Consider the following 23300-nt stretch of genomic DNA (forward strand, 5'->3'; position numbering starts at 1 on the left):
TAGTTATGACATCAAAAGAAATTATAAAGTTTAAAAATATCACAAAAAAATTTAAAGGGAATATTGCTTTATCTTCCCTTTCTTTTAATATAAATAAAGGCGAATTAGTTGCATTAATTGGTCCTAGTGGTTCAGGAAAAACTACACTTTTAAATCTATTAAGTAAAATACAAACTGCAAATACTGGTGATATATTCATAGAAAATACTAATATCAAAGATTACAAATCAAATAAATTATATGCAAAAAAAGTAGGCATGATAAGACAACAATTTGATTTAATTGATGAACTTACTGTTATAAATAATGTATTAGCAGGAAGATTAAACGAGTGGAATATATTAAAATCACTGTTATCTTTAATAATCCCTCAGGAAAAAAAGTTAGCAGTTAATGCTCTAAAAAGAGTAGGTATAGAAGAAAAATTATTTGCTAAAACAAGTACTTTATCAGGAGGACAACAACAAAGGGTTGCACTTGCAAGATTATTAGTTCAAAATCCTAATATAATCCTTGCAGATGAACCAGTATCTTCTCTTGATCCAACAAGGGCTGAAGATGTACTATCATTACTTATATCCCTTGCTAAAGAAAATAATAAAACTTTAATAACAAGTATACATTCTATAAAATATGCAAAAAAATATTTTGATAGAGTTATTGGATTAAGAAATGGAGAATTATTTTTTGATTTACCTGTAAATGAATTAAATGAAGGTCTATTAACAGAACTATATTCATTGAAGAAGGTAAATAACAATGAATGATATAAAAAAAGATTTAAACTTATATAGAAAATCATTTATTAACTTATCATTGTTTATAATTTTTTTCTTAAGTTTATTTTCAATAGAATGGAGTAAAGAACTTATTCATTCAGGAGGAAAAGTAACTCTTATACAATTAATAAAATCTTTATTTTCTCCTGACTTATCTATTGAAATACTAAAGCTTAGCATAATTTCCACATGGAGAACACTGGTATATGCTGTTGGTGGAATAACATTTGCTATAATAATAGGATTTATATTTGGTGTATTAGCATCAGGTATTCTTTTTAAAGAGTCTAAATATAAATCATTTTATATGAATGTATTTAGAAGAATATTAGGTTTCTTTAGATCTATTCATGAACTTATTTGGGCATGGTTATTTGTAGCTGCATTTGGGCTTAATCCTTTTTCTGCTATATTTGCTATTACTATTTCTTATGGAGGAACTTTAGGTCGCATATTTGCTGACATGCTTAAAGATGTTTCTAAAAATCCTATTAAACATTTAGAAGTCAGTGGTGCATCAAAAATTCAAACTCTATTTTATGGTTATTTACCAATAGTAAAATTAGATATGATAAGTTATACAATGTATAGATTTGAATGTGCTGTTCGATCTTCTGCTATTATGAGCTTTATAGGTCTTGGAGGTCTTGGTTATCAAATTCAATTATCTTTATCAGATTTAGAGTATAACGAAATGTGGACATTTGTATTCTTTCTAGTATTATTAGTAACAGTAGTAGATATTTGGAGTAACAACATTAGAAAAAGTATTATTTCAGGAGAACCTAAATTTTTAAAATTTTCATATATTATTATGACTATATTATTTTTTAGTTCATGGATTTTTATATTTAAAGTAGAAAACGCAAATTTATTTTCTTTTTTCTCCTATGAAAATTATACTTATGCAAAAAAATTTGTAGCAGATTTATTAGGTATAAATAAAAATAAAGCATATTTAGATATTTCATATATCAAACATGTATTAATGTTAACTTTTGAGACTTTAAAAATGAGTATCTTGGCTATAGGATTTGCAACTCTTGCAGTATTCATTACAGTTATTCCTGCTGCTAATAATGTTGCTAATGGATCTATAGGAATTGGTGGTAAATGGTATAATAAAATTTTGTTTGGAATAATTAGAGTAACATATATAATTTCTAGATCCATCCCTGAGCTAATATGGGCAATGATTCTTATTTTTATATTTAAACCTGGCATACTTCCTGGGGCTATCGCATTAGCTCTTCACAACTTTGGTATACTTGGTAAGCTCTGTGCAGAAATAATTGAAGATTTAAAGTTAAAGCCTTTAAAAAATCTTTCTACAACTGGTGCAAATAGTATAGAGCAGTTATTCTATGGAATTATACCATCTGTAACAAAGAAATTTATGACTTATATAATATATAGATGGGAAGTAATTTTACGCACCACAATAGTAGTAGGTTTTGTTGGAGCTGGGGGTTTAGGTCAAGAGTTTAAACTCAATATGAGTTTCTTTCATTACACAGAAATAACTCTATTATTAATATGCTATATATGTTTGGTATGGTTTGCTGATATAGTTTCAGATAGAATAAGAAAATTTATAGACTAAAATAAAGAATACTTAGAAATAATCTTGTAACAAAAACTAATTTCTAAGTATTCTTTATTATGTGATTTATTTAAATTTCTTATTATTATCTTTAAAAATATTTATTAATATTTTTACTATAAAGTGATTGTTTTAGGTGTATCAAGGGTGATTTTCTGTCTCTACTTTATATTGTTTATATGACTTTTATAATAATGAGAAACTAAAACATAGGTCTAGCATCTAATATTTCTTTTGGTAATGTTTCTAAAGATTCTTTTAATATGTCTACTACATCTTTATCCCAAGGTGAGGTTATTAGTTGTCTCCACATTTTGCTCCCTTTAACACCATGAAAAAGTCCCATTGTATGTTTTAATACATTGTGAGGTTTTGTATTAGTGTTTAGATTTGATAAATATTGAATAAGTTCTTCAATAACTTCTCTTCTTGAAATATTATTTATCTTCCCACCTTCAAAAAATTTATCAACTTTTGCTAACATAAATGGCGTATCATATGCTGCTCTTCCAATCATCACTCCATCAACATGATTAAGATGATTTTCTATTTCTTTTATTGTTTTAATTCCACCATTTATTTCTATGTTCAAATGAGGATAATCTCTTTTTAATTTATATACATCCTCATACCTAATAGGTGGTACTTCTCTATTTTCTTTAGGACTTAGACCAGCTAATATGGCAATTCTAGCATGAACTATAAATCTATCTACTTTTGATTGCCCTACTGTATCTACAAAATTCTTTAAATCTTCATATTTATCTAATAATGTCCTTTCAAAACTATCAGGTAATATTCCCTTACCATCTATACCTATTCTATGTTTTACTGTTATAGGTTTATCTGTATTTCTTCTAGTTTCTTTTACTATATCTCTCACTAATTCAGGATATGCCATAAGAGACGCCCCCATATCATTTCCTGATACTCTGTCTGAAGGACAACCTACATTAAGATTAATTTCATCATAATCCCAACCCTCAGCTATTTTAACTGCCTTACCTATATTCTTTGCATCACATCCTGCAATTTGTAGTGCTAAAGGTCTTTCAACAATATCAAAATCTAATAACATATTTCTATCTCCATGTATTATAGCTTGTGCAGTTATCATTTCCGTGTATAATAAAGCTCTTTTCGTTAAAAGTCTAGCAAAATATCTAAAATGTCTATCTGTTCTATCTACCATAGGAGCAATACTTACTTTTGGTGATTTTATTTCTGATATATATTTTTTCATTTATTATTCTCCTTTAACCTTTGTATTTATATTTATGCTACCCCATTATATATAATTTTCATCATAAAATTAATTAAAAAATATGGGTATAAGTTATACCCATATTTTTTAATATTAAGCTTTATTCATTAACAATTTTATAATATACTTTTGAAGTCCATAAATAAACTATTCCATAAATAATAGTAAATATTAATATTGTTAGTCCTGTAAATAACATAAATAACTTTTCATTTGTAAGATTAAATAAACCAAGTATTTCTATAACTGCTGGAAATGCTACAATAAGATGAACTATTGCAACTAAAATTGGTAAGAAAAATATTTTTACTACTTGATTTTTAATTGTATACTTAATTTCATCTTTACTCATCCCAACCTTTTGCATTATTATAAATCTATCATGATCATCATATCCTTCAGTGATTTGCTTATAATAAATTATTAATGCAGTTGCAACTAAAAATACTATTCCTAAAAACAAACCAATAAAAAAGAAACTTCCATATATAGATAAAAAGTCATCTCTACTTGTGTATATATCCTCTATTGCTATATCTTTTGAAATATCTGAATGTAATTTATTTTTAAATTCAGGAACAAATTTAATTTTATTATCTCTTTTTCCTTCTAAATTTAAATTATAGTTATAATAAATAGGAACTTCTGCTTTTTCTTTTTGTGAAATTAATTTTGATAATTCTTCTAATTTTTTATTATCTTTAACTATTATATTCATTTTATCGAATAAATTCATACTACTTAAAAAATCAATATCATTTATTTGATTAATAATTTTAAACTCATTACCATATAAGTTTAATTTATTATATTTAAATTCACCTGTATTAGTACTAATTAATATTTCATTTTCAGCTAATTTTATGTCTTTGTCTTTATATTTATTATAATCTTTCAGTGTTAATATCTCAATTTCATATAAATCTTTTAAAGACATTTTTTCTGATTTTTTCCTAGGAAATATATTATTATTTTTTAAAGTAGCAGCGGTACTTAAAACATTATATTTTACTATTTTTTCTATATTTAAGTCATTATCTTTAGCTGTATTTAATGCAATTTTTTCTATCTTATCATTATTTATTTCATTATCTTTATAGCCAGTTAAAATGTCATAAGGATAACGCGTACGTAAACTATCTTCAATTCCTACATATAAAGAAATGGTAGAAGATAATGTTAATAATACTGCTATACTTAGTATGCTTATATTTGCAAGTCCCATTGCATTTTGTTTCATTCTATAGATCATATTAGAAACAGAAATAAAATGCTTTTTGTTGTAATAATATTTTTTATTTTTCTTTAATAATTTAAGAAAAATAATACTACCTGACGTAAATAATAAATACGTTGCAATCATTACAAGAATTATTGCCATAAAAAAATTATTTATAGATGCAATAGGATTATCTATACTTAATGATATATAATAACCAGTTAATAATAATATAACTCCAATTATACCTATTATCCATCTGGATTTAGGTTCGCTCTCTCCTTTTTTACTTTCTCTAATTAAATCAATAGGATTTGTGGTATAAACTTTTATCAAGTTATATAATATAATTAGAACAAAAATACCAATATATAAAATAAATGTAATAATAATTGATTTTAAAGGAAGGCTAAATTTAATTGCAGTACTTAAATTTAGTATATTAAGCAAAAATGCAAACATTAATCTTCCAAATAGTATCCCTAATAATATACCTAATAATAGTGATACTATCCCTGAATATATAGCTTCTAATGATATTACTTTACCAATATGCTTTCTTTCCATCCCTAATACACTATATAATCCTAATTCATTTTTTCTTCTTTTAATAAGAAAACTATTTGTGTAAAATATAAATATTAAAGAAAAAATACCTATAGTTATTACACCAAAATTTAAAATTGTTTTCATACTCTCATAACCTAAAAACTCACCACTACTCATTTGTATAGTTATAGCATGAAGAATATAAAAAAGAGAAATTATTATTGTTGAAGATAATATATAAGGGAAATAAGTGTTTTTATTCTTCTTTATATTATTTATTGCTAATTTAGAATAAAATATTTTATTCATTTCTACTACCTCCAGTTGCAATAAGGGTTAATGTATTAGAAATTTTCTCATACATCTGTGCATTTGTCAGTTCTCCTTTATAAATTTGATGAAAAATTTCTCCATCTTTTATAAATAATACTCTTTTTGCATGACTAGCTGACTTAGTACTATGAGTTACCATAAGGATTGTTTGTCCTTTATCATTTATATCTGAAAATATATCTAATAATTGACCTGTTGACTTAGAATCCAGAGCTCCTGTAGGTTCATCTGCTAAAACAATATCTGGATCTGTAATAAGTGCTCTTGCAACTGCTGTTCTTTGCTTCTCTCCTCCTGAAACTTCATAAGGAAATTTATCTAGTAAATGACTTATACCTAGATTTTTAGCAATAGGAATTAATCTATCATTCATATTTTTATAATTCTTCCCTGACAAAACTAAGGGTAAAAATATATTATCTTTTAGTGAAAATGTATCTAATAGATTAAAATCTTGAAATACAAATCCTAAATGTTCTCGTCTAAATGTTGCAAGATTTTTTTCTTTCATAGATGAGATATTATCTCCTTTTAATAAAACTTGTCCACTAGTTGGTTTATCTAAAGAAGCTAAGATATTTAATAATGTAGTTTTGCCTGAGCCAGATTCTCCCATTATAGCAACATATTCACCTTCTTCTACTGAAAAAGAAATATTTGATAATGCTTCAACTTTATTTCCTCCAAATCTAGTAGTATAAATCTTTTTTAAATTTTTAACTGTTAAAATTTCCATATTTATTCCTCCATATATTTTATTCTATATTAAGTATAATAAAATGAGAAATGTTTTGCCTTAGATTCAGCTTACATTTCTCATTTTAACCTTACATTAATGTAAGGTTATTATTCTATTTCTAATTCTATAGAGGATAAATCTATTTTTACTGTTGTTCCTATACCTATTTCAGAAATAATTGATATTTTATGATTAAGCTTATCTAATATATTTTTTGATAAATACAATCCTAATCCAGTAGATTTTTTATTCATTCTACCATTATATCCTGTAAAACCTCTTTCAAATATTCTTGCTATATCTTCTTTACTTATTCCAATTCCTGTATCTTTTATAGTTAAAACTTTTTTATTATCGATTTCAATATATATTTCACCTTTATAAGTATATTTCAAAGCATTTGAAAGAATTTGTTTTATAACAAATAACAACCATTTTTCATCTGTTATCACCTTAATATCATTTTCTTTAAGGTTTAATTTTATGTTTTTATAAATAAATATTTTAGAATAAGATTTAATCGATTTTTTTACAATACTTAAAAGTGAATATTCTTCTAGTTTTAAATCCGATGATATATTTTCTAATCTTAAATATTGAAGTGCCATATCTACATATTCTTCTATTTCAAAAAGTTGCTTTGCTATGTCTTCATTTATATAACTATTTTTCGACTGTAATATTAAATGAGCTGCAGAAATAGGTGTTTTAATCTGATGGGTCCATAATGTAAAATATTCTATTAAATCTGTATGCTTTTTATCTCTTTCTGAAATTAAATCTATTTTATTTTTATAGAGAGTTTTGATTATACCTTGGTAATCTTTTTCTATTAAGTTCTGAGGGTCTGGTAATCCATCTATATTATGAGAAATATTATATTTTATATTTTGTAGCTTTTTATCTCTTTGATAGTACTTATATATACCTACTACAGTAAATATTATAGAAAAAAAAGCACATAAAAGAGTAGCATACATAATTGTTTCTAAGGGCAGAGAATAAAGGTAAAAAACTATAGAAAAAATAAAGATAAATATAATATATATTCCTATGTAATTTATTCTTTCTTTAAAGTATTGAAATATAACATTTTTAACATTCATTATTTAATCCACCACATATCCTAATCCTTTTTTAGTTTTTATAAAATTATATATTCCTATTGTTTCTAATTTTTTTCTTAGCCTAGTTATATTAACTGTTAGAGTATTATCATCAATAAAACTATCACTTTCCCATAATCGATTCATAATTTTACTTCTAGATACTACTTCTCCTTTATTTTCCATAAGAATTTGCATAATTTTAAAATCATTTTTAGTAAGTTCAATATTTTGATCTTTGTAAGTGACAATTGTATTATTTAAATTAAGAAAAACACCATTATGTTCTAAATAATCAACTTGGCCTTTAAATGTATATGTTCTTCTCATTAGTGCATTAATTTTAGCTATTAAAACACTTAAATCAAAAGGCTTTATAATAAAATCATCTGCCCCTATATCCATTGCCATTACTATATTCATATTATCACTTGTAGAAGATATAAATATAATTGGAACTTTAGATAATTTTCTTATTTCACTACACCAATGATATCCATTGTAAAAAGGTAATGAAATATCAAGTAATACTAACTGAGGTTCAAAGCTCATAAATTCTTCTATTACATTGTTAAAGTCTTCAATATATCTTGTTTTATAATTCCATTTTTCTAGATGTTTAGATATTAATTTAGAAATTGTCATATCATCTTCTACAATCATTATTTTGTACAAAATTATCACCCTTTAATTTATCCCTTATGATAATAGTATATAATAAGTATTATTTAATTTCTATATTTATATAAATCAAAAAAGATATGAATTATTACATTCATATCTTTTTTGATTTATTAAGCTCTATTTAGTTTTAATATTACTTTAAATAAATCACCATCTATTTGTATTTTAAATTCTCCACCTTGTAACTCAATTAAACTTTTTGCTATTGATAGTCCTAATCCACTTCCTGGACTGTTTCTAGATTCATCTCCCCTTTTAAACCTTTCCATTAATTCATCTGGAGATATATTAAGCTCATATGCTGAAATGTTTTTTATTGTTAGATATATATTTTCATCATTTTCTATTATATCTATATATACCCTAGAATTTTTAACAGCATATTTAAACACATTAGAAAATAAATTCTCTATAGATCTCCATAAAAGTTTTCCATCAGCCATTACATACATTTTTTCTGATTTATAATTCATTTTAAATTCTAAATTTGATTCTTTTACCTTATAATCTAATTCTCCAATACCTTGAGTTATAAGTGATACTAAATTAATTTTTTCTAAATTTACTGGTATATTACCACTATTAGCTTTTGATGCTTCAAATAAATCATCTGTTAATACTTTTAATTTTTGAGATTTTTCATCTAAGACATCTATATATTCACTTGTTTGTTCGTCATGTTCTTCTCTTTTTAATAAATCTACATAAGTTATGATAGAGGTTAAAGGAGTTCTTATATCATGTGAAACATTACTTATAAGCTCTGATTTTAATCTTTCACTTTTAACTTCATTTTCTACTGCCTGATTTAAACCATCAGCAATACTATTTATATCATTTGCTAATCTAGAAAATTCACCTTTACTTTCTATATTTATTTCATGGTTTAATTCTCCATCTTTAATTCGCTTTACTCCTTCTTTTATAGAGTTAAATTCTTTTATTTTTCTAAGAACTAAATATGCTGCTACTCCAATAGTTATTGGGAACATGAAGAAAGTTGCTACTACTAATAGTGGATACCCTATTACAATCAATATAATTTTCACAGCTATATTTCCATTATTATATACTTCTTTAAAGAAAGAAAATATCTTATGGAAAATAATATAAGTTACTGAATGTTTTATTATTGTTTTATTTTTTATGTGTTTTACTAAAGATAGTAATAATAGCAATCCTAAAGTTGATATTATTACTGTACCTGGTATAAATAATTTAATTGATACATTATTATGTGGAGCAGCCCAAAATATGGTCCATAATGCTATTAATGAAAACTCTATAACTATATTAATATCTGTATATATCTTATCTACTCCTGAAAGATGAATATCATCATCTTCTGGTTTTCTGCCTATAGAATATATCAAATATATAAAAGATATTAAGAAAATCAAACTTAAACTTAAAACCTGATAAGATTTATCTTCAATTATATTTTTGTTTGATCTCCATTCATCTATTTCTGTCCTCAAATAATTATCAGTAAATCCTAAATATATTTTATCATTTGTTAGATCTATATTATTGCTATAGGTATTTAACCTCCAAAAAATATCACCATTTGATATTTCTTCAGGAGTTACTTCAACATTGTTGTTTTCAATTAATATATATGAGGGATATTCTTCAAAGTCCTTTATTGATGTATTATTACTATTTTTAAAAGTATTAGTTCCATCTGAAGCAAAATAATTTATCCCAGAATAATCATCTAATACATTCTGTATTAAGTTATATCTTCTTAAATCATTTTCTATCATATTTTTTTTAATATTTTCTATTTGTGCTTTATACTCTTCTCTAAATATTTCTCTATTTTCATTATCTGATAAATTAGGATTATATTTTTTAGATTCATCAACAAATTGATAATATAAGTTTTCAGTATTATCTTCTAATTCATTTTCATTTATAGAATTACCTGCATTTATATATTCTTTATTTTTATATTCCTCTAATAATACGGATAAATTACCTGTTATTCTCTCTACATCATTATAAAAATCATCACTTTCATAATAATTATCTTGAAATAACATATCAGGATTAATATCTCCATTTGATTTTACTATAGTATCAAATACTATGTATAATGCCGCAGTAAATGTTGTAATTGCAAGTACAAAAGCTATTATTTTCAAACTATATGAGTAACTAAATTTTTTCAATTTTGTATCCAACACCCCACACCACCTTTAAATATTTTGGTTCTTTAGGACTTATTTCTATTTTCTCTCTTATTTTTCTTATATGAACTGCAACTGTATTCTCAGGATTATATGCAGTTTCATTCCATACTTTCTCATAAATCTTATCTATGGAAAACACATTACCTTTATTTTCCATTAGAAGTTTCAATATTTTATATTGTACAGGTGTAAGCCTTACTTCTTCTCCATCTACTGTAACTCTTTTTTTATCATCTTCTATCATAAGACCACCTGTTTCAAATACATTTTCCTTTTGTTCTATACTTCCAAGTTTTGTATATCTTCTAAGTTGAGATTTTACTCTTGCTATTAGCTCTAATGGATTAAATGGTTTTGTTATATAATCATCCGCCCCCATATTTAAACCCATTATTTTATCAGTATCTTCTGATTTAGCTGATAACATTATTACTGGTATATTCTTAAATTCTCTTATTTTCATTGTAGCTATTAGTCCATCCATTTCAGGCATCATTATATCCATTATTACAAGATGAATTTCATTTTCCTCTATAATCTCAAGTGCTTGTTTACCGTTATATCCTTTAAATATTTTATGTCCTTCATTTTTAAGATATATTCCTATAGCTTCTACTATTTCTTTCTCATCATCACATATTAATATATTCATAATGACTCACCCCACGTGTTAATTTTAGACATATTATATCACAACCTTTATATTTAATTTAACTTAATAATACCAAATATATCTTAAGAAAATCTGAATTAAAATCTTAAGATTTTCTTAAGATTTTAATATTCATAAAAAAGATTCCTTGATCAGATCAAAGAATCTTTTTTTATTAATATTATTTGTTTTTTACATTTCCTATTTGCTTAAGTACTATTGAAATAGTACCATCAGTGTTATTTACAAATTCTATTCTTTCTTTATCATCAAAAAACTCTATAGGTACTTTAATTTCTATTCCTGTATCTGTAACTATTTTTTGCTTTCTAAAATTTTGTCTCTTTATTTTTTCACTTACTTCAAAATTAGTTTCATCTAATCCTTCTTTTTCAATTATACTCATATATTCCTTTTTCATATCTAAATCACTTTTAAATACATCTTTTGCAACACTTTCTATATCAATTCTATCATTTTCTTCTAATGACTTAGCTACTGCCTTTTTTGCTTGTCCTACTTTTACAAAATCACCTTCATAATTATTTTCTAAAAAGTTTTTAGTAGTTTTATTTAATATTTTCACTTTTTCTTTCTCTGACCTTTTACTATTACATTTAAGAAATAATCTTGATAAATAGTATATTTTTTCTCCATTTATTTCATATTCTTTCTCTATTAATTTTATATCTAAAGTTGTTAAATCAATTAAAATACATTCATCTATTTTTTGATTTTCATTAGGTAAAGAAGTTCTTTGTTTTACTATAGAATTTACTACTTTTTCTTCAATTTGGTCTACATTATGAATATACGAATTTCTATAATTCATTTTAAATATAGAAAAGTATCTTCTATCTTCATATGTAAATATACTGAATATAACATCTGCTGGTGGAATATCTACATTTATCTTTATAATATCAAATAAAATCTCTGATAATCGTTTTGTATCATCTACAAATGTATTTAAATTGTGATTTACTATTATATCTTTAATAATATTTTCTCCATCATTAAACCTAGCAGGTCTAAGAGATCCATCTGTAAATACTCTTAAAATATGCTTTTCTAAAAATTCTTCTATATCATCATCTAAAGGGTGCTCTACTTCTGATAATACTGGTATTTCTAAATTATTATCTAATATATGCACTATCATTTTATTTATTTCTAAATCTTTTATGTCCAAATCTTACACTCCTTAAAATATTTAATTGTATAAAATATATTTTATTTTATATTCATATTTATGTCAAAGAAAAATGAACCTTTTTAAGGTTCATTAATTACAACTCTAAATAATAGAAAATTTATATTCTGTTATTTCATAATAATTCTCATTTGGTTTTAAAATTGATGAATTCATATTATTATGATTTATACCATCTGGCTCATACTGAGTCTCAAAACAAATACCATAATGTTTTTTACCAATTTTATTATATTTTAAATTTTCATCATTAGGGAAATTATAACTATATATTACTACACATGGATATGAAGTAGATATTTCCATTTTTCTTTTGCTATTATAATCTATCATAGTTATAGAATTTCCACTTTTATTTAATAACCAAGGATGATCCAACCCATTTGCAAGCTTAATTTGGGAGTAATTATATTCTAAGCTTTCTCCAATATTCTTTTCTTTTCTGAAGTCCATAGGAGTATCAGTTACATCTATAAATCTACCAGTAGGTACCATTTTATCATTTAATTCTAAAAATTTATTAGAATTTATATAAAGTAATTGATTTGTTATATCTCTTTTATAATTACCTGATAAATTAAAATATGAGTGATTTGTTAAATTACATAATGTTTTTTTATCTGTATTTGCATGATATTCAATAATCATCTTATTATCCATTAGAGTATATTTTATATATACATCTAAATTACCCGGGTAATTTTCTTCCATGTTTTTACTATAATAATTAAAACTTACAGAAATTTCATCTTCATTTTCTATTATTTTATAATCCCATATCTTTTTGTTAAATCCTTCTTTACCACCATGACCACTATTTTGGCCATAATTTTTATATAAAGTATACTCTTTATCATCAATTTTAAATTTTCCATTTGCTATTCTTCCAGATGTTCTACCAATAGTAGCACCAAAATAGGCTGGATTTTCTATATAACTATCTATATTTTTATGAGTTAATACTATATTTTCTTTTTTTCCATCTTTGTCATCTACTAAAAGTTCAACTAATATTGCACCATAATTAAGTAATTTAGCTTTTATATTATTATTTTCTATGATTATAAGACTCAGTTCCTTATTAGATAATTTAATTTGTTCCACAGAATACATTTATTACACCTCTTTTAAATATTTTTAAAGAGGCAGTAAAAATACCTACCTCTTTAGTATATCTATATTATTTTTGCTCCATCTCCTATTTCTGCTATATAGAAGTCTGGATCATATCCTATTTTTTCTTTATATTCCTTTTTAACATTTTCTTTAAATCTTTCTATTGTTTCATTATATACTAGATTTACAGTACATCCTCCAAATCCTGCTCCAGTCATTCTAGCACCAATAGCACCATTTTTCCATGCTGATTCAACAAGTATATCTAGCTCTTTTCCAGTTACTTCATAATCATCTCTAAGTGAAATATGAGATTCATTCATAAGCTTTCCAAATTTTTTCATATCACCATTTTCTAATACTTTAGCTGCTTTAATAGTTCTTCTATTTTCATAAACTGCATGTTTTGCTCTTTTTCTATTAATCTCATTTTTTATTAAATATTTATTTTCTTCAAATTCTTCTTCTGTTAAATCACCAAGGGAATTTATATTTAGTTTATTTTGTAACTCTTTTAGTGCTTTTTCACATTGAATACGTCTTTCATTATATTTAGAATCTGCAAGTCCTCTTCTCTTATTTGTATTCGCAATAACTATAGAAATATTATCTAACTTTATTGGAGCATATTCATATTCTAATGTATTTGTATCTAGAATAATTGCATGATTTTTTTTACCCATAGCTATAATGAATTGATCCATTATCCCACAATTAACACCAATATATTCATTTTCAGTTAATTGGGAATATTTAGCCATTTGTATTCTATTAATATCTAGTTTAAATAAATCTTTTAGTAATAAAGAGGTAACTATAGATATAGATGCACTAGAAGAAAGACCTGCACCATTTGGTATATTACCATAATATAATATTTCAAATCCTTTATCTATATTTAAGTTTTTATCTTTAAATATTTTAGTAATACCCTTAGGATAATTTGCCCAATTATCTTCTTCCTTATATGAAAGTTGATTTAAATTTGTTTCAACTATTCCAATTTCAGAAAAATTTACTGAATATAGTAATACTTTTTCATCCTCTCTTCTTCTTGCTATTGCATATGTTCCAAAACTTAAAGCACAAGGAAATACATATCCTCCATTATAATCAGTATGCTCTCCTATTAAGTTTACTCTACCTGGAGCAAAATAACTATTAATATTATCAATACTTCCAAATTTTTCAGAAAAAATTTTTTTTAGTTTTTCTAAGTTCACTTAAAACACCTCTTTTATTTATATATAATTTACAGAAAACCTTTTCTATACATTTTAAAAAAATAATCTAATTTAGCTAGCTTATTTTTTTAGTACTTTGACGTATTATTAATTGTGGAGTTAATATTTTTCTTTGAATATCCACATTCTCATTTTCAATATTTTTTAATAGCATCTTAGCTGCATTTACTCCTAAATCATACATATTTTGATCTACTGTTGTTAACTTTGGCTCTACTAATCGTGATGTTATAATATTATCAAACCCTATAATCGACATATCTTCCGGCACATCTAAACCTATTTTTTTACACGCATTTATTACACCAAGGGCCATTAGATCATTACAACAAAAAAATGCTGAAGGTCGATTTTCAGTTAATAAAAATCTTTGAATAATTTCCATAGTATGATCTACTGTAGAATCTTTATTTCCTTCACCTATATTAATTATTTTTTTATATACACTATCATTTAAAACATTTTTATATACTATTTCCTTCAAATCATAAGAATAACTTTTTTGACCTCTAATAAATGCTATTTTTTTATGTCCTGATTTTATGAGATATCTCATAGCTTCAATAGCACCTGATTCTTCATCGTTAATAACAAAATTACAATTTACATCTTTATTATAACCATTTATAAATACTAAAGGAATCTCTTTTGATATTTTTTCATAAAGTCCACTTTTCATGTTTTTTGTCTGAGGGTCAATAACAATAATTCCGTCGACCTGTCTATCTTGTAAAGAATTTATATATCCTATTTCTTCATCCTCTTTATTATCTGTGTTACATAAATATATAAAATAACCTTGTTCTCTAAGAATTGCTTCAATAGCTTTTACTACTGTGGGAAAAAATAAATTTGTAATACTCGGAACAATTACTCCTATAGTATTAGATTTTTTATGAATCAAACCTCTTGCCAATATATTGGGTCTAAAATTTAACTTCTTAATAGCAGATTCTACTTTTATCCTTGTTTCCTTTTTTACTGGATAATTATTGTTCATAACTCTAGATACTGTTGTAGTAGATACTCCAGCTTTTTTTGCAACATCTTGAATAGTTGACTTCATCATTTACCTCCAGATTATTTATATATAAATTATAACATTATTCATATGATTTTGTTTAATTAAAATTTATTAATTTAACATAGGGGTTCTAATTTTCATTAAAACCCCTATACTATTTAACTATATTTTATTTGAAATCTTTCTTAAATTTCTCTTGTAAATCATCTAAAGTCTTTTCAACGCTTGCATCTTTTAATAGCATTTTAGCTTGTGCATCTCTAATTTGGTCAATTGCCTCATCAAAATTCTCGCTATAATTAACTTTAGGTATATCTTCACTTATATCTGCAAAGAACCTCCATACTTTTTGTCCTCCAAAATATTCTAGCTCTTTATCAAAGGTAGGTTCATTATAAGTTGCTTTATATGATGGATATAATCCGTATTTATCAAATGCATTAACTTGATTATCTATATCAGTCATTGCAAATTTAACAAATTCTATAGCTGCTTGTTTATTTGGTGCATCTTCTGGTACTAACACATTGGAACCTCCATTTACAGCTATATAATCTAACCCTTCTTCAATAACAGGTAATTTCATTACTCTCCAATCACCTGCACTATCTTTAACTTCATCTTGTAAAGTTCCTGCCCACCATACTGCAGATGGAACTGTTGCAATCTTTCCTTCTTTAGTAGCAGAAACCATACCATCCCAATCTTGATTATCAAAAGTTACTCCTGAATCATATAATTTTTTTAATGTGTTTGCTGCTTTCATTCCTTTTTCACTATTTACAGTTGGATTTCCTTTTTCATCGAAAAAATAACTTCCTGTCTGCTCATAGAGCATTCCAAAAAAAGTAGGATTTTTAGAAGCTGCAAGTGGCATCATCTTAATACCCAACTCTTTCATTTTTTCTCCTTCTTTTATAAAATCATCCCATGTTTTAATATCATCTGGATTTATACCAGCTTCTTCAAATAAATCTGCTCTATAATAGAGTCCAGTTGGAGCTCCATCCCATGGAAATGCTACTACTTTATCATTATAAGTAACTTCTGAAATCTTAACATCTAAAAAGTCTTCTGTGTTTACATGTTCAGTCAAATCAGCAAATCCATTAGGGAATTTTGCTGCATAAGTTGCAACCCTTTCACCTTCCATAGTTATTACATCAGGTAAACCAGTTTTGCTAGCAAGTCTTGTTAAAAGTCTGTCGTACACTTGTCCCACACCTAAATCTTCAACTTTAACAGTTACATCTGGATGTTGTTTTTCAAATTCTTTTGCTGCATCTTCTAAAGACTTAGCAGCTACATCCCAGCTCCATACTACTACATCCCCTGATAACTTACCATCACTATTATTAGAAGTATTTTCTTCTTTATCATTTCCACATGCTGCCAAAGAAATTGTTAATGTTAGTATCAACACTAATGATAATATTTTTTTCATTTTACTTCTCTCCTTTTTTTATTATTCTTTAACTGCTCCACCCATTAAACCTGATATAAATTGTCTCTGGAATAATAAGAATATTATAAGTACTGGAATAGTAGATATAGCTGCTCCTAACATCATCATTCCATAGTCCTTATACATTAGCCCATCTAAAGACGCCAATGCTACAGGTAATGTATACATGTCCTTTGTACTTAATATTATTAAAGGCCACATAAAACTACCCCATTGTGTCATAAAACTATATATACCTAAAGCTCCTAGAGCAGGTTTCATATTTGGTAATACAATTTTGAAAAATATTGAAAATTCCCCATATCCATCAATTCTAGCAGATTCAATTAGAGATGTAGGAAAAGATGTCATGTTCTGTCTCATCAAAAATATACCAAAAGCATTTGCTAAAGAAGGTATTATTACTGATTGATATTGATTTGCCCAACCAAAAGTAGTCATCATAGTAAATTGAGGTATATATAAAACTTGAAGTGGAATCATCATAGTTCCCATTATCAATGCAAATATTAAGTTTCTTCCTTTGAATTTAAACTTAGCTAGTCCATATCCTGCCATAGAATTAATTAATATTGTAAAAAAAGTATATGTTACAGATATAAATACAGAGTTAAGTATAACCCTACCAATATTCATTTCTTCTTTTAAATTATTTAAATTATTAATAAAGTTATCTCCAAACATAAGTTTGGGAGGTATACTAAGTATCTCCCCTGTAGTTAGTGTTGATGATACAAACATCAAATAAAATGGAAACAAAGAAATTAAAACCACTATTATTATAAATACATAAGATATTACTTTAGTAAGAGTACTTACTTCGCTTGGTTTTCTTTTTTTATTTATCATTCTTCATCACCTCCAACCTTAAACTGTATATAAGATAATATTGCTATAATTATTACTAGAACATAACTTATGGCAGCTGCATATCCAAATTTAATATATCTAAAACCATTGTTATATAAGTACTGTGCAACTGTCATAGTAGCACCATCTGGTCCTCCATCTGTTAATATATATGGTTCATCAAATAATTGTAATGTACCGATTGTAGATGTAATAGCTGCAAATAATATAATAGGTTTCATTAAAGGTAAAGTAACATGAAAAAATTTTTGAATTTTATTTGCTCCATCTATATCACTTGCTTCATATATATCTGGAGATATTCTTTGTAATCCTGCTAACATTATTATCATGTTATATCCTGTCCATCTCCAAGTTATAGATATCATTATAGCTATTTTTGAACTTATTGGACCATTAAGCCAATTTACTCCATCTAATCCAACTACATTAAGTAAATAATTTATTAATCCATATTCATTATTTAATAAAAGTTTAAAAACTAGTGAATATGCAACTAAACTAGTTACAGCAGGTAAAAATATTGATACTCTAAACATAGGTTTGAATTTAATATATGCTTGATCTAATAAATAAGCTAATAATAAAGATAAAAATACCATTACTGGAACTTGAAAAATAAGATATATCAATGTATTCAATAAACTTTGAATAAAAACATCATCTTTCATAAGATTTATATAATTACTAAATCCAATAAAATTATACTCTCCCCCCTGAAATTCATAAAAACTAAGCCAAAAAGATTTGCCTATTGGATATAGCATAAAAATTGAGAATACAAGTATAACTGGTATTAGAAAATAATATGGTGCTGTTTTTGTATTAAGTCGTAATTTCTTTAATAAATTAACCATAAGCCCCTCCTAATATTTGCTTAAAATCCTAAGATAGAAATCGATTTCTAGAAAACGTTTTCTATAACTTTTATAATATTATACTATTAAAATTATTTGAAAGCAATAGAAGATTCAAATAATTTTGTTTATCTATAGTTTAAACTTCTCTCCATAATATTTAAGTAGAAAATGAAAAATATTAAGACTTTCAAACAAAAACTTTCATTCTTTTTGAAAGTCTTAATAAGATTGTTACTTTATTTTTTCCCCACTTAAAACAAGAGGTAATAATACTTCTTTCCAATATGGCTTAATTTTAATTTCAAAATTAAAATTGTGTGGTTTCAAACTATGTTCTTTTAGTGGCACTGGACCACAACTATTACTTCCAATTCCATGTTGCATATAATCAATATTTAATGTTACAAAATCTCTTTTTATTAATTCATTTTCATGTTTAGCATTTTCAATATCTTCTTTAGTATAATTATGAACACTAAAACCAAATTTTTCATTAGTAGATATGAATAATCCTATTCCCCTATCATCATTAATAGAAAGCCATTTTACATCTGTTCTATTTCCATTCTCTTGAGGATAAACATAATTAGTTAGCATATTAGATACACTGCTATCATATATACCAATCATACTAGCTTCTTTGCTATCTATATATGATTCTCCTGGTCCTCTTCCATACCATTCTATATTTTGTAAATCATTTTTTAATCTCATTTCTAAACCTATTCGTGGAAAAGTTTCTGGAAGTTTTCCTTTAGGTTTACCATTTATACTTAATACTATATCCCCACTACCATAGATAATATATTCATACTCATTTTCTATAGCCCAATCGCCATTAGGTGGTGAAACATAAGATTTCACATTTATTTGAACATACTTATCATTTACATTGGTTTTGATACTATCTATTCTTGTAAGAACATTATTTATACTTTTCTTCTTCCATTCCTTTACTTGATACATATCATTATCTATAGGAGCTCTCCAAATATTAAAATTAAATCCTTCATCAATCATTTGGATTCCTTCATATAAATATTTAGAAACTTTACCTTCTATCTTATCAAATATTATTTCAAAATTTATTCCTTTTATAATTATATCTATATTTGATTCATATACATCTATATTATTCATAGTAGATACACTAGTATACCATTCTTTTTTTGATACAAAAGGTAATTTAAAACTTTCCCAGGTTATAATATGTCCTTTTTTAGACCATTTATTATCCTTATTAGTTATTACCTCTACATTGAGAAATAAATCAGTATATAAACTATATTTTTTATCTACATCAATTGGAATATCTATAACAACTTCTTCGCCTGGTTTTATCTCACCCAATGTTAATATACCACTATCAAAGACTTGTTTATCTCCTGTAATATTAAAGCTTAGGTTAAAAGAATCTAAGTCTATAAAATCATACAAATTTTTAATCTTTATTTTGCCCTTGGATAAATCTTCTTTTACTATTTTAATAGGTTCTATTACTTTTTTAAGTTCTAATAATCCAGGGGTTGGACTTCTATCCGGTTTTAATAAACCATCACAGCAAAAATTAGAGTTATTCGGGTAATCACCAAAATCCCCACCATATACAAAATATTCTTTCCCATTTTCATCAATTTTTCTTAATCCATGGTCAGCCCATTCCCAAACAAATCCACCTTGAAGTCTAGGATATTTATAGAATATATCCCAGTATTCTTTAAGTCCACCAGGACCATTTCCCATTGCATGAGCATATTCACAAAGTATATGAGGCTTATCCATATCTTTCATTTCACCAAATTCTATCATCTTTTCATGATTAGAATACATTGTACTCATTACATCAACTACTTTACCTTCTCTATCTTCTTCATAATGAACTAGTCTTGTATTATCTCTATTTTTAATCCAATTTGACATAGATACAAAATTACATCCAAAACTTGATTCATTCCCCATTGACCACATAATAATAGATGGATGATTTTTATCTCTTTCAACCATCCTAATTGCCCTATCTACATATGCATCTTCCCATTTAGGATCGTTGGTGATTTTGTCGTATTCACCTATTATTTCAAACCCATGACATTCTAAATCTGCCTCATCCATAACATATAGTCCATAAATATCACACAAATCATAAAATCTTGGATCATTAGGGTAGTGTGCAGTTCTTACAGCATTTATATTATGTTTTTTCATAAGCAAAATATCTTCTATCATATGATCAAATGGTACTACTCTACCTAAATCAGTATGAGCTTCATGTCTATTAACTCCTCTTAACATTATAGGAATTCCATTAACTAAAAAATTGCCATTTTTAAGTTCAACTTTTCTAAATCCAACTCTAGAAGGAATAATTTCAATGATTTCTCCATTATTATCTCTTAAGTATATTAATAAATCATATAAATTTGGAGTTTCTGCAGTCCATTTTTTAGGATTTTTAATAGTAATATTTTTATTATGAGATTTTACTACTTCTTGCCCATTTTTATCTAATAATATATATTCAACTTTATACTCATCTAAATTTTCTTTTGTGGTATTATTTATGTCAATTTCAATTTCTAAATTAGCATCTTTATATTCATTATCTAAATATGCTTTAATAAAAAAGTCTCTTATATGAACTGGTGATTTAGCTATTAATGATACATCTCTAAATATACCTGACAACCACCACATATCTTGATCTTCAATATATGTGCCATCACTCCACTGATACACTCTTATAGATATAGTATTCTCTTTTCCTTTAATAATAAATTTTGTAATATCAAATTCAGATGCCATTCTGCTTCCTTGACTATAGCCTACTTCTTGACCATTTACCCAAATATGAAAAGCACTATCTACTCCTTCAAATCGTAAAATTATATTAGAATTATTCCAACTTTCTGGAACAAAAAATTTTCTTTTATAACATCCTGTAGGATTTTTTGATGGTACATTAGGTGGATCTATAGGAAATGGATAAATTAAATCTGTATAATGAGGTATGCCATACCCTTCCATTTGCCAATTACTTGGAACCCTTATATCATCCCAATCATCTACATTATAACTATCATCATAAAATTCTGCAGGTGACTCTTCTACTGTATTCGAATAATAAAACTTCCACATACCATTTAACAACATAAATTTATTTGATTTTCCGCGTTCATATGTTAATGCATCCTCTTTGTTATCATATGAAAAAAAGTATGATCTACTATCTAATCTATTTCTTTGTAGAATATCTAAATCTTTCCAATCTTTATTCATAATTTCCTCCTTTATATACACTTTCTCTTTCTATTAATTTAGTAGGAATAGTAAGTTTTAATGGGATTTTTCTTTTACTTTCTATTCTTTCTTTAATCATATTAACAGCAACTTCACCCATAAATTCAGTATTCAATCTTATAGTACTGAGTGGTGGAACTAAATATTGTGCAGCTGGTATATCATTGAAACTAATTATACTTATATCTTTTGGAATATTTATATTCATTTCATTAGCTGCTTTATATGCACCTATAGACATAGAATCATTTGCTATTATTATTGCAGTTGGTTTTTTTTCTTTATTCATTATCTCTTTCATCAACATATATCCACTTTTAGGATTATATTCTCCTATTTGAATAAACTCTCCATGATAAATATCTTTTTCTTTACTTATTTTTTCAAATGCCTCTTGTCTTAAATCATAGTATTTTGTCCCATAAATGTCGATATCTACTCCACCTATAAATCCTATGTTTTTATGTCCTAGATTAATTAAATATTCTACAGCATCTTTTGTAGACTTCCAAAGATCAATTATTACACAATCAAAAACTTGATCATCAGGATTAGAATCTACGAATATAGCTGGTTTATTAAAACTTCTAATTTTATCTATATCTTCTTCAATAAAAAATCCTAAACAAATTATACCGTCTAAATCTTTTATATCTATCTTCTTATCATTTTTTCTTATTCTATATACATTTATATTTTCATTCTTTAATTTTTTTTCAATAGCAACTCTTATAGATAAATAATAAGTATCTTGAAGTTCTTCTTCAAGAGAATATGAATAATATAAACCTAAAGTTAAATTGTTATTTTTTTTGACTTTTTTCCTAACTTTATAAGAGAGTGATTCTGCAGCTTCAAATATTTTTTTTCTTGTCTCATCAGGTACATTTAAAGTTTCATCATAATTTAATACTCTTGATACTGTAGAAGCAGAAACCCCTGCCTTTTTAGCAATATCATTTAATGTTGCCATATAAATCAGCCTTTCATATATATCATTTATTATTAATCTAAATAGTATGAATCCTTATGTAAATTATTTGATTAATAATATTATAATACTATTTTTACTAAATGTAAACGTTTTT

The 23300-nt window shown here is 25.5% G+C and carries 18 protein-coding genes; 2 read left to right on the forward strand and 16 right to left on the reverse strand.

The genetic code is table 11. The annotated features are described in order from the left end of the window. The first annotated feature begins 5 nt into the window (after nt 1–5). Together D3Z33_RS03360 and D3Z33_RS03365 are read left to right on the forward strand one after the other, a co-directional pair. Nucleotides 6–767 carry a phosphonate ABC transporter ATP-binding protein gene (locus D3Z33_RS03360; protein WP_160196366.1) on the forward strand — a complete coding sequence of 254 codons (762 nt, stop codon included), beginning with the start codon at nt 6–8 and terminating at the stop codon, nt 765–767. Then, nucleotides 760–2382, forward strand: coding sequence for a PhnE/PtxC family ABC transporter permease (locus D3Z33_RS03365; RefSeq protein ID WP_160196367.1), 1623 nt, complete (start codon nt 760–762; stop codon nt 2380–2382). The genes D3Z33_RS03360 and D3Z33_RS03365 overlap by 8 nt, the downstream gene beginning before the upstream one ends. 202 nt (nt 2383–2584) lie before the next feature. On the opposite strand, the gene dusA is transcribed toward D3Z33_RS03365, so the two are convergent. The 16 genes from dusA to D3Z33_RS03445 all read right to left on the reverse strand — a co-directional run bounded on the left by dusA (nt 2585) and on the right by D3Z33_RS03445 (nt 23185). Beyond that, nucleotides 2585–3625, reverse strand: coding sequence for a tRNA dihydrouridine(20/20a) synthase DusA (gene dusA / locus D3Z33_RS03370; RefSeq protein WP_160196368.1), 1041 nt, complete (start codon nt 3623–3625; stop codon nt 2585–2587). Between the two features lie 121 nt (nt 3626–3746). After that, nucleotides 3747–5723, reverse strand: coding sequence for an FtsX-like permease family protein (locus tag D3Z33_RS03375; protein ID WP_160196369.1), 1977 nt, complete (start codon nt 5721–5723; stop codon nt 3747–3749). After that, nucleotides 5716–6483, reverse strand: coding sequence for an ABC transporter ATP-binding protein (locus D3Z33_RS03380; RefSeq protein ID WP_160196370.1), 768 nt, complete (start codon nt 6481–6483; stop codon nt 5716–5718). Before D3Z33_RS03380 ends, D3Z33_RS03375 begins: the two co-directional genes overlap by 8 nt. A 110-nt stretch (nt 6484–6593) precedes the next feature. After that, nucleotides 6594–7592 (reverse strand): sensor histidine kinase, encoded by a 999-nt coding sequence (locus D3Z33_RS03385; protein ID WP_160196371.1) that lies wholly within the window; start codon nt 7590–7592, stop codon nt 6594–6596. A gap of 3 nt (nt 7593–7595) precedes the next feature. Then, on the reverse strand, nt 7596–8267 hold the full coding sequence (locus D3Z33_RS03390; protein WP_160196372.1) for a response regulator transcription factor: 672 nt from the start codon (nt 8265–8267) through the stop codon (nt 7596–7598). A 119-nt stretch (nt 8268–8386) separates the two neighbouring features. Then, complete coding sequence (locus D3Z33_RS03395; protein WP_347561197.1) at nt 8387–10465, reverse strand: HAMP domain-containing sensor histidine kinase; 2079 nt, start codon at nt 10463–10465, stop codon at nt 8387–8389. Then, nucleotides 10437–11123 carry a response regulator transcription factor gene (locus D3Z33_RS03400; protein ID WP_160196373.1) on the reverse strand — a complete coding sequence of 229 codons (687 nt, stop codon included), beginning with the start codon at nt 11121–11123 and terminating at the stop codon, nt 10437–10439. The genes D3Z33_RS03395 and D3Z33_RS03400 overlap by 29 nt, the downstream gene beginning before the upstream one ends. Before the next feature lie 181 nt (nt 11124–11304). Further along, the gene (locus D3Z33_RS03405) at nt 11305–12315 is read right to left on the reverse strand and encodes a nucleoid-associated protein (RefSeq protein WP_160196374.1); all 1011 of its coding nucleotides are present in this window, start codon (nt 12313–12315) and stop codon (nt 11305–11307) included. A gap of 105 nt (nt 12316–12420) precedes the next feature. After that, on the reverse strand, nt 12421–13449 hold the full coding sequence (locus tag D3Z33_RS03410; RefSeq protein WP_160196375.1) for an aldose epimerase family protein: 1029 nt from the start codon (nt 13447–13449) through the stop codon (nt 12421–12423). A 62-nt stretch (nt 13450–13511) separates the two neighbouring features. Then, complete coding sequence (locus D3Z33_RS03415) at nt 13512–14675, reverse strand: galactokinase (RefSeq protein ID WP_160196376.1); 1164 nt, start codon at nt 14673–14675, stop codon at nt 13512–13514. A 76-nt stretch (nt 14676–14751) separates the two neighbouring features. Continuing rightward, nucleotides 14752–15762, reverse strand: a complete 1011-nt coding sequence (locus D3Z33_RS03420; protein WP_160196377.1) for a LacI family DNA-binding transcriptional regulator — start codon at nt 15760–15762, stop codon at nt 14752–14754. A gap of 127 nt (nt 15763–15889) precedes the next feature. Further along, complete coding sequence (locus D3Z33_RS03425; RefSeq protein WP_160196378.1) at nt 15890–17164, reverse strand: ABC transporter substrate-binding protein; 1275 nt, start codon at nt 17162–17164, stop codon at nt 15890–15892. Between the two features lie 21 nt (nt 17165–17185). Then, nucleotides 17186–18034 carry a carbohydrate ABC transporter permease gene (locus tag D3Z33_RS03430; RefSeq protein ID WP_160196379.1) on the reverse strand — a complete coding sequence of 283 codons (849 nt, stop codon included), beginning with the start codon at nt 18032–18034 and terminating at the stop codon, nt 17186–17188. After that, entirely contained in the window at nt 18031–18912 is an 882-nt protein-coding gene (locus D3Z33_RS03435; RefSeq protein WP_160196380.1) for a carbohydrate ABC transporter permease, read from the reverse strand. The genes D3Z33_RS03430 and D3Z33_RS03435 overlap by 4 nt, the downstream gene beginning before the upstream one ends. Before the next feature lie 234 nt (nt 18913–19146). Then, nucleotides 19147–22191, reverse strand: coding sequence for a beta-galactosidase subunit alpha (ebgA, locus tag D3Z33_RS03440; RefSeq protein ID WP_160196381.1), 3045 nt, complete (start codon nt 22189–22191; stop codon nt 19147–19149). Continuing rightward, on the reverse strand, nt 22184–23185 hold the full coding sequence (locus D3Z33_RS03445; protein ID WP_160196382.1) for a LacI family DNA-binding transcriptional regulator: 1002 nt from the start codon (nt 23183–23185) through the stop codon (nt 22184–22186). Before D3Z33_RS03445 ends, ebgA begins: the two co-directional genes overlap by 8 nt. Between the last annotated feature and the right edge of the window lie 115 nt (nt 23186–23300).

Origin of the sequence: Senegalia massiliensis (genome assembly GCF_009911265.1) — a bacterium.
GTDB lineage: Bacteria > Bacillota > Clostridia > Tissierellales > SIT17 > Anaeromonas > Anaeromonas massiliensis_A.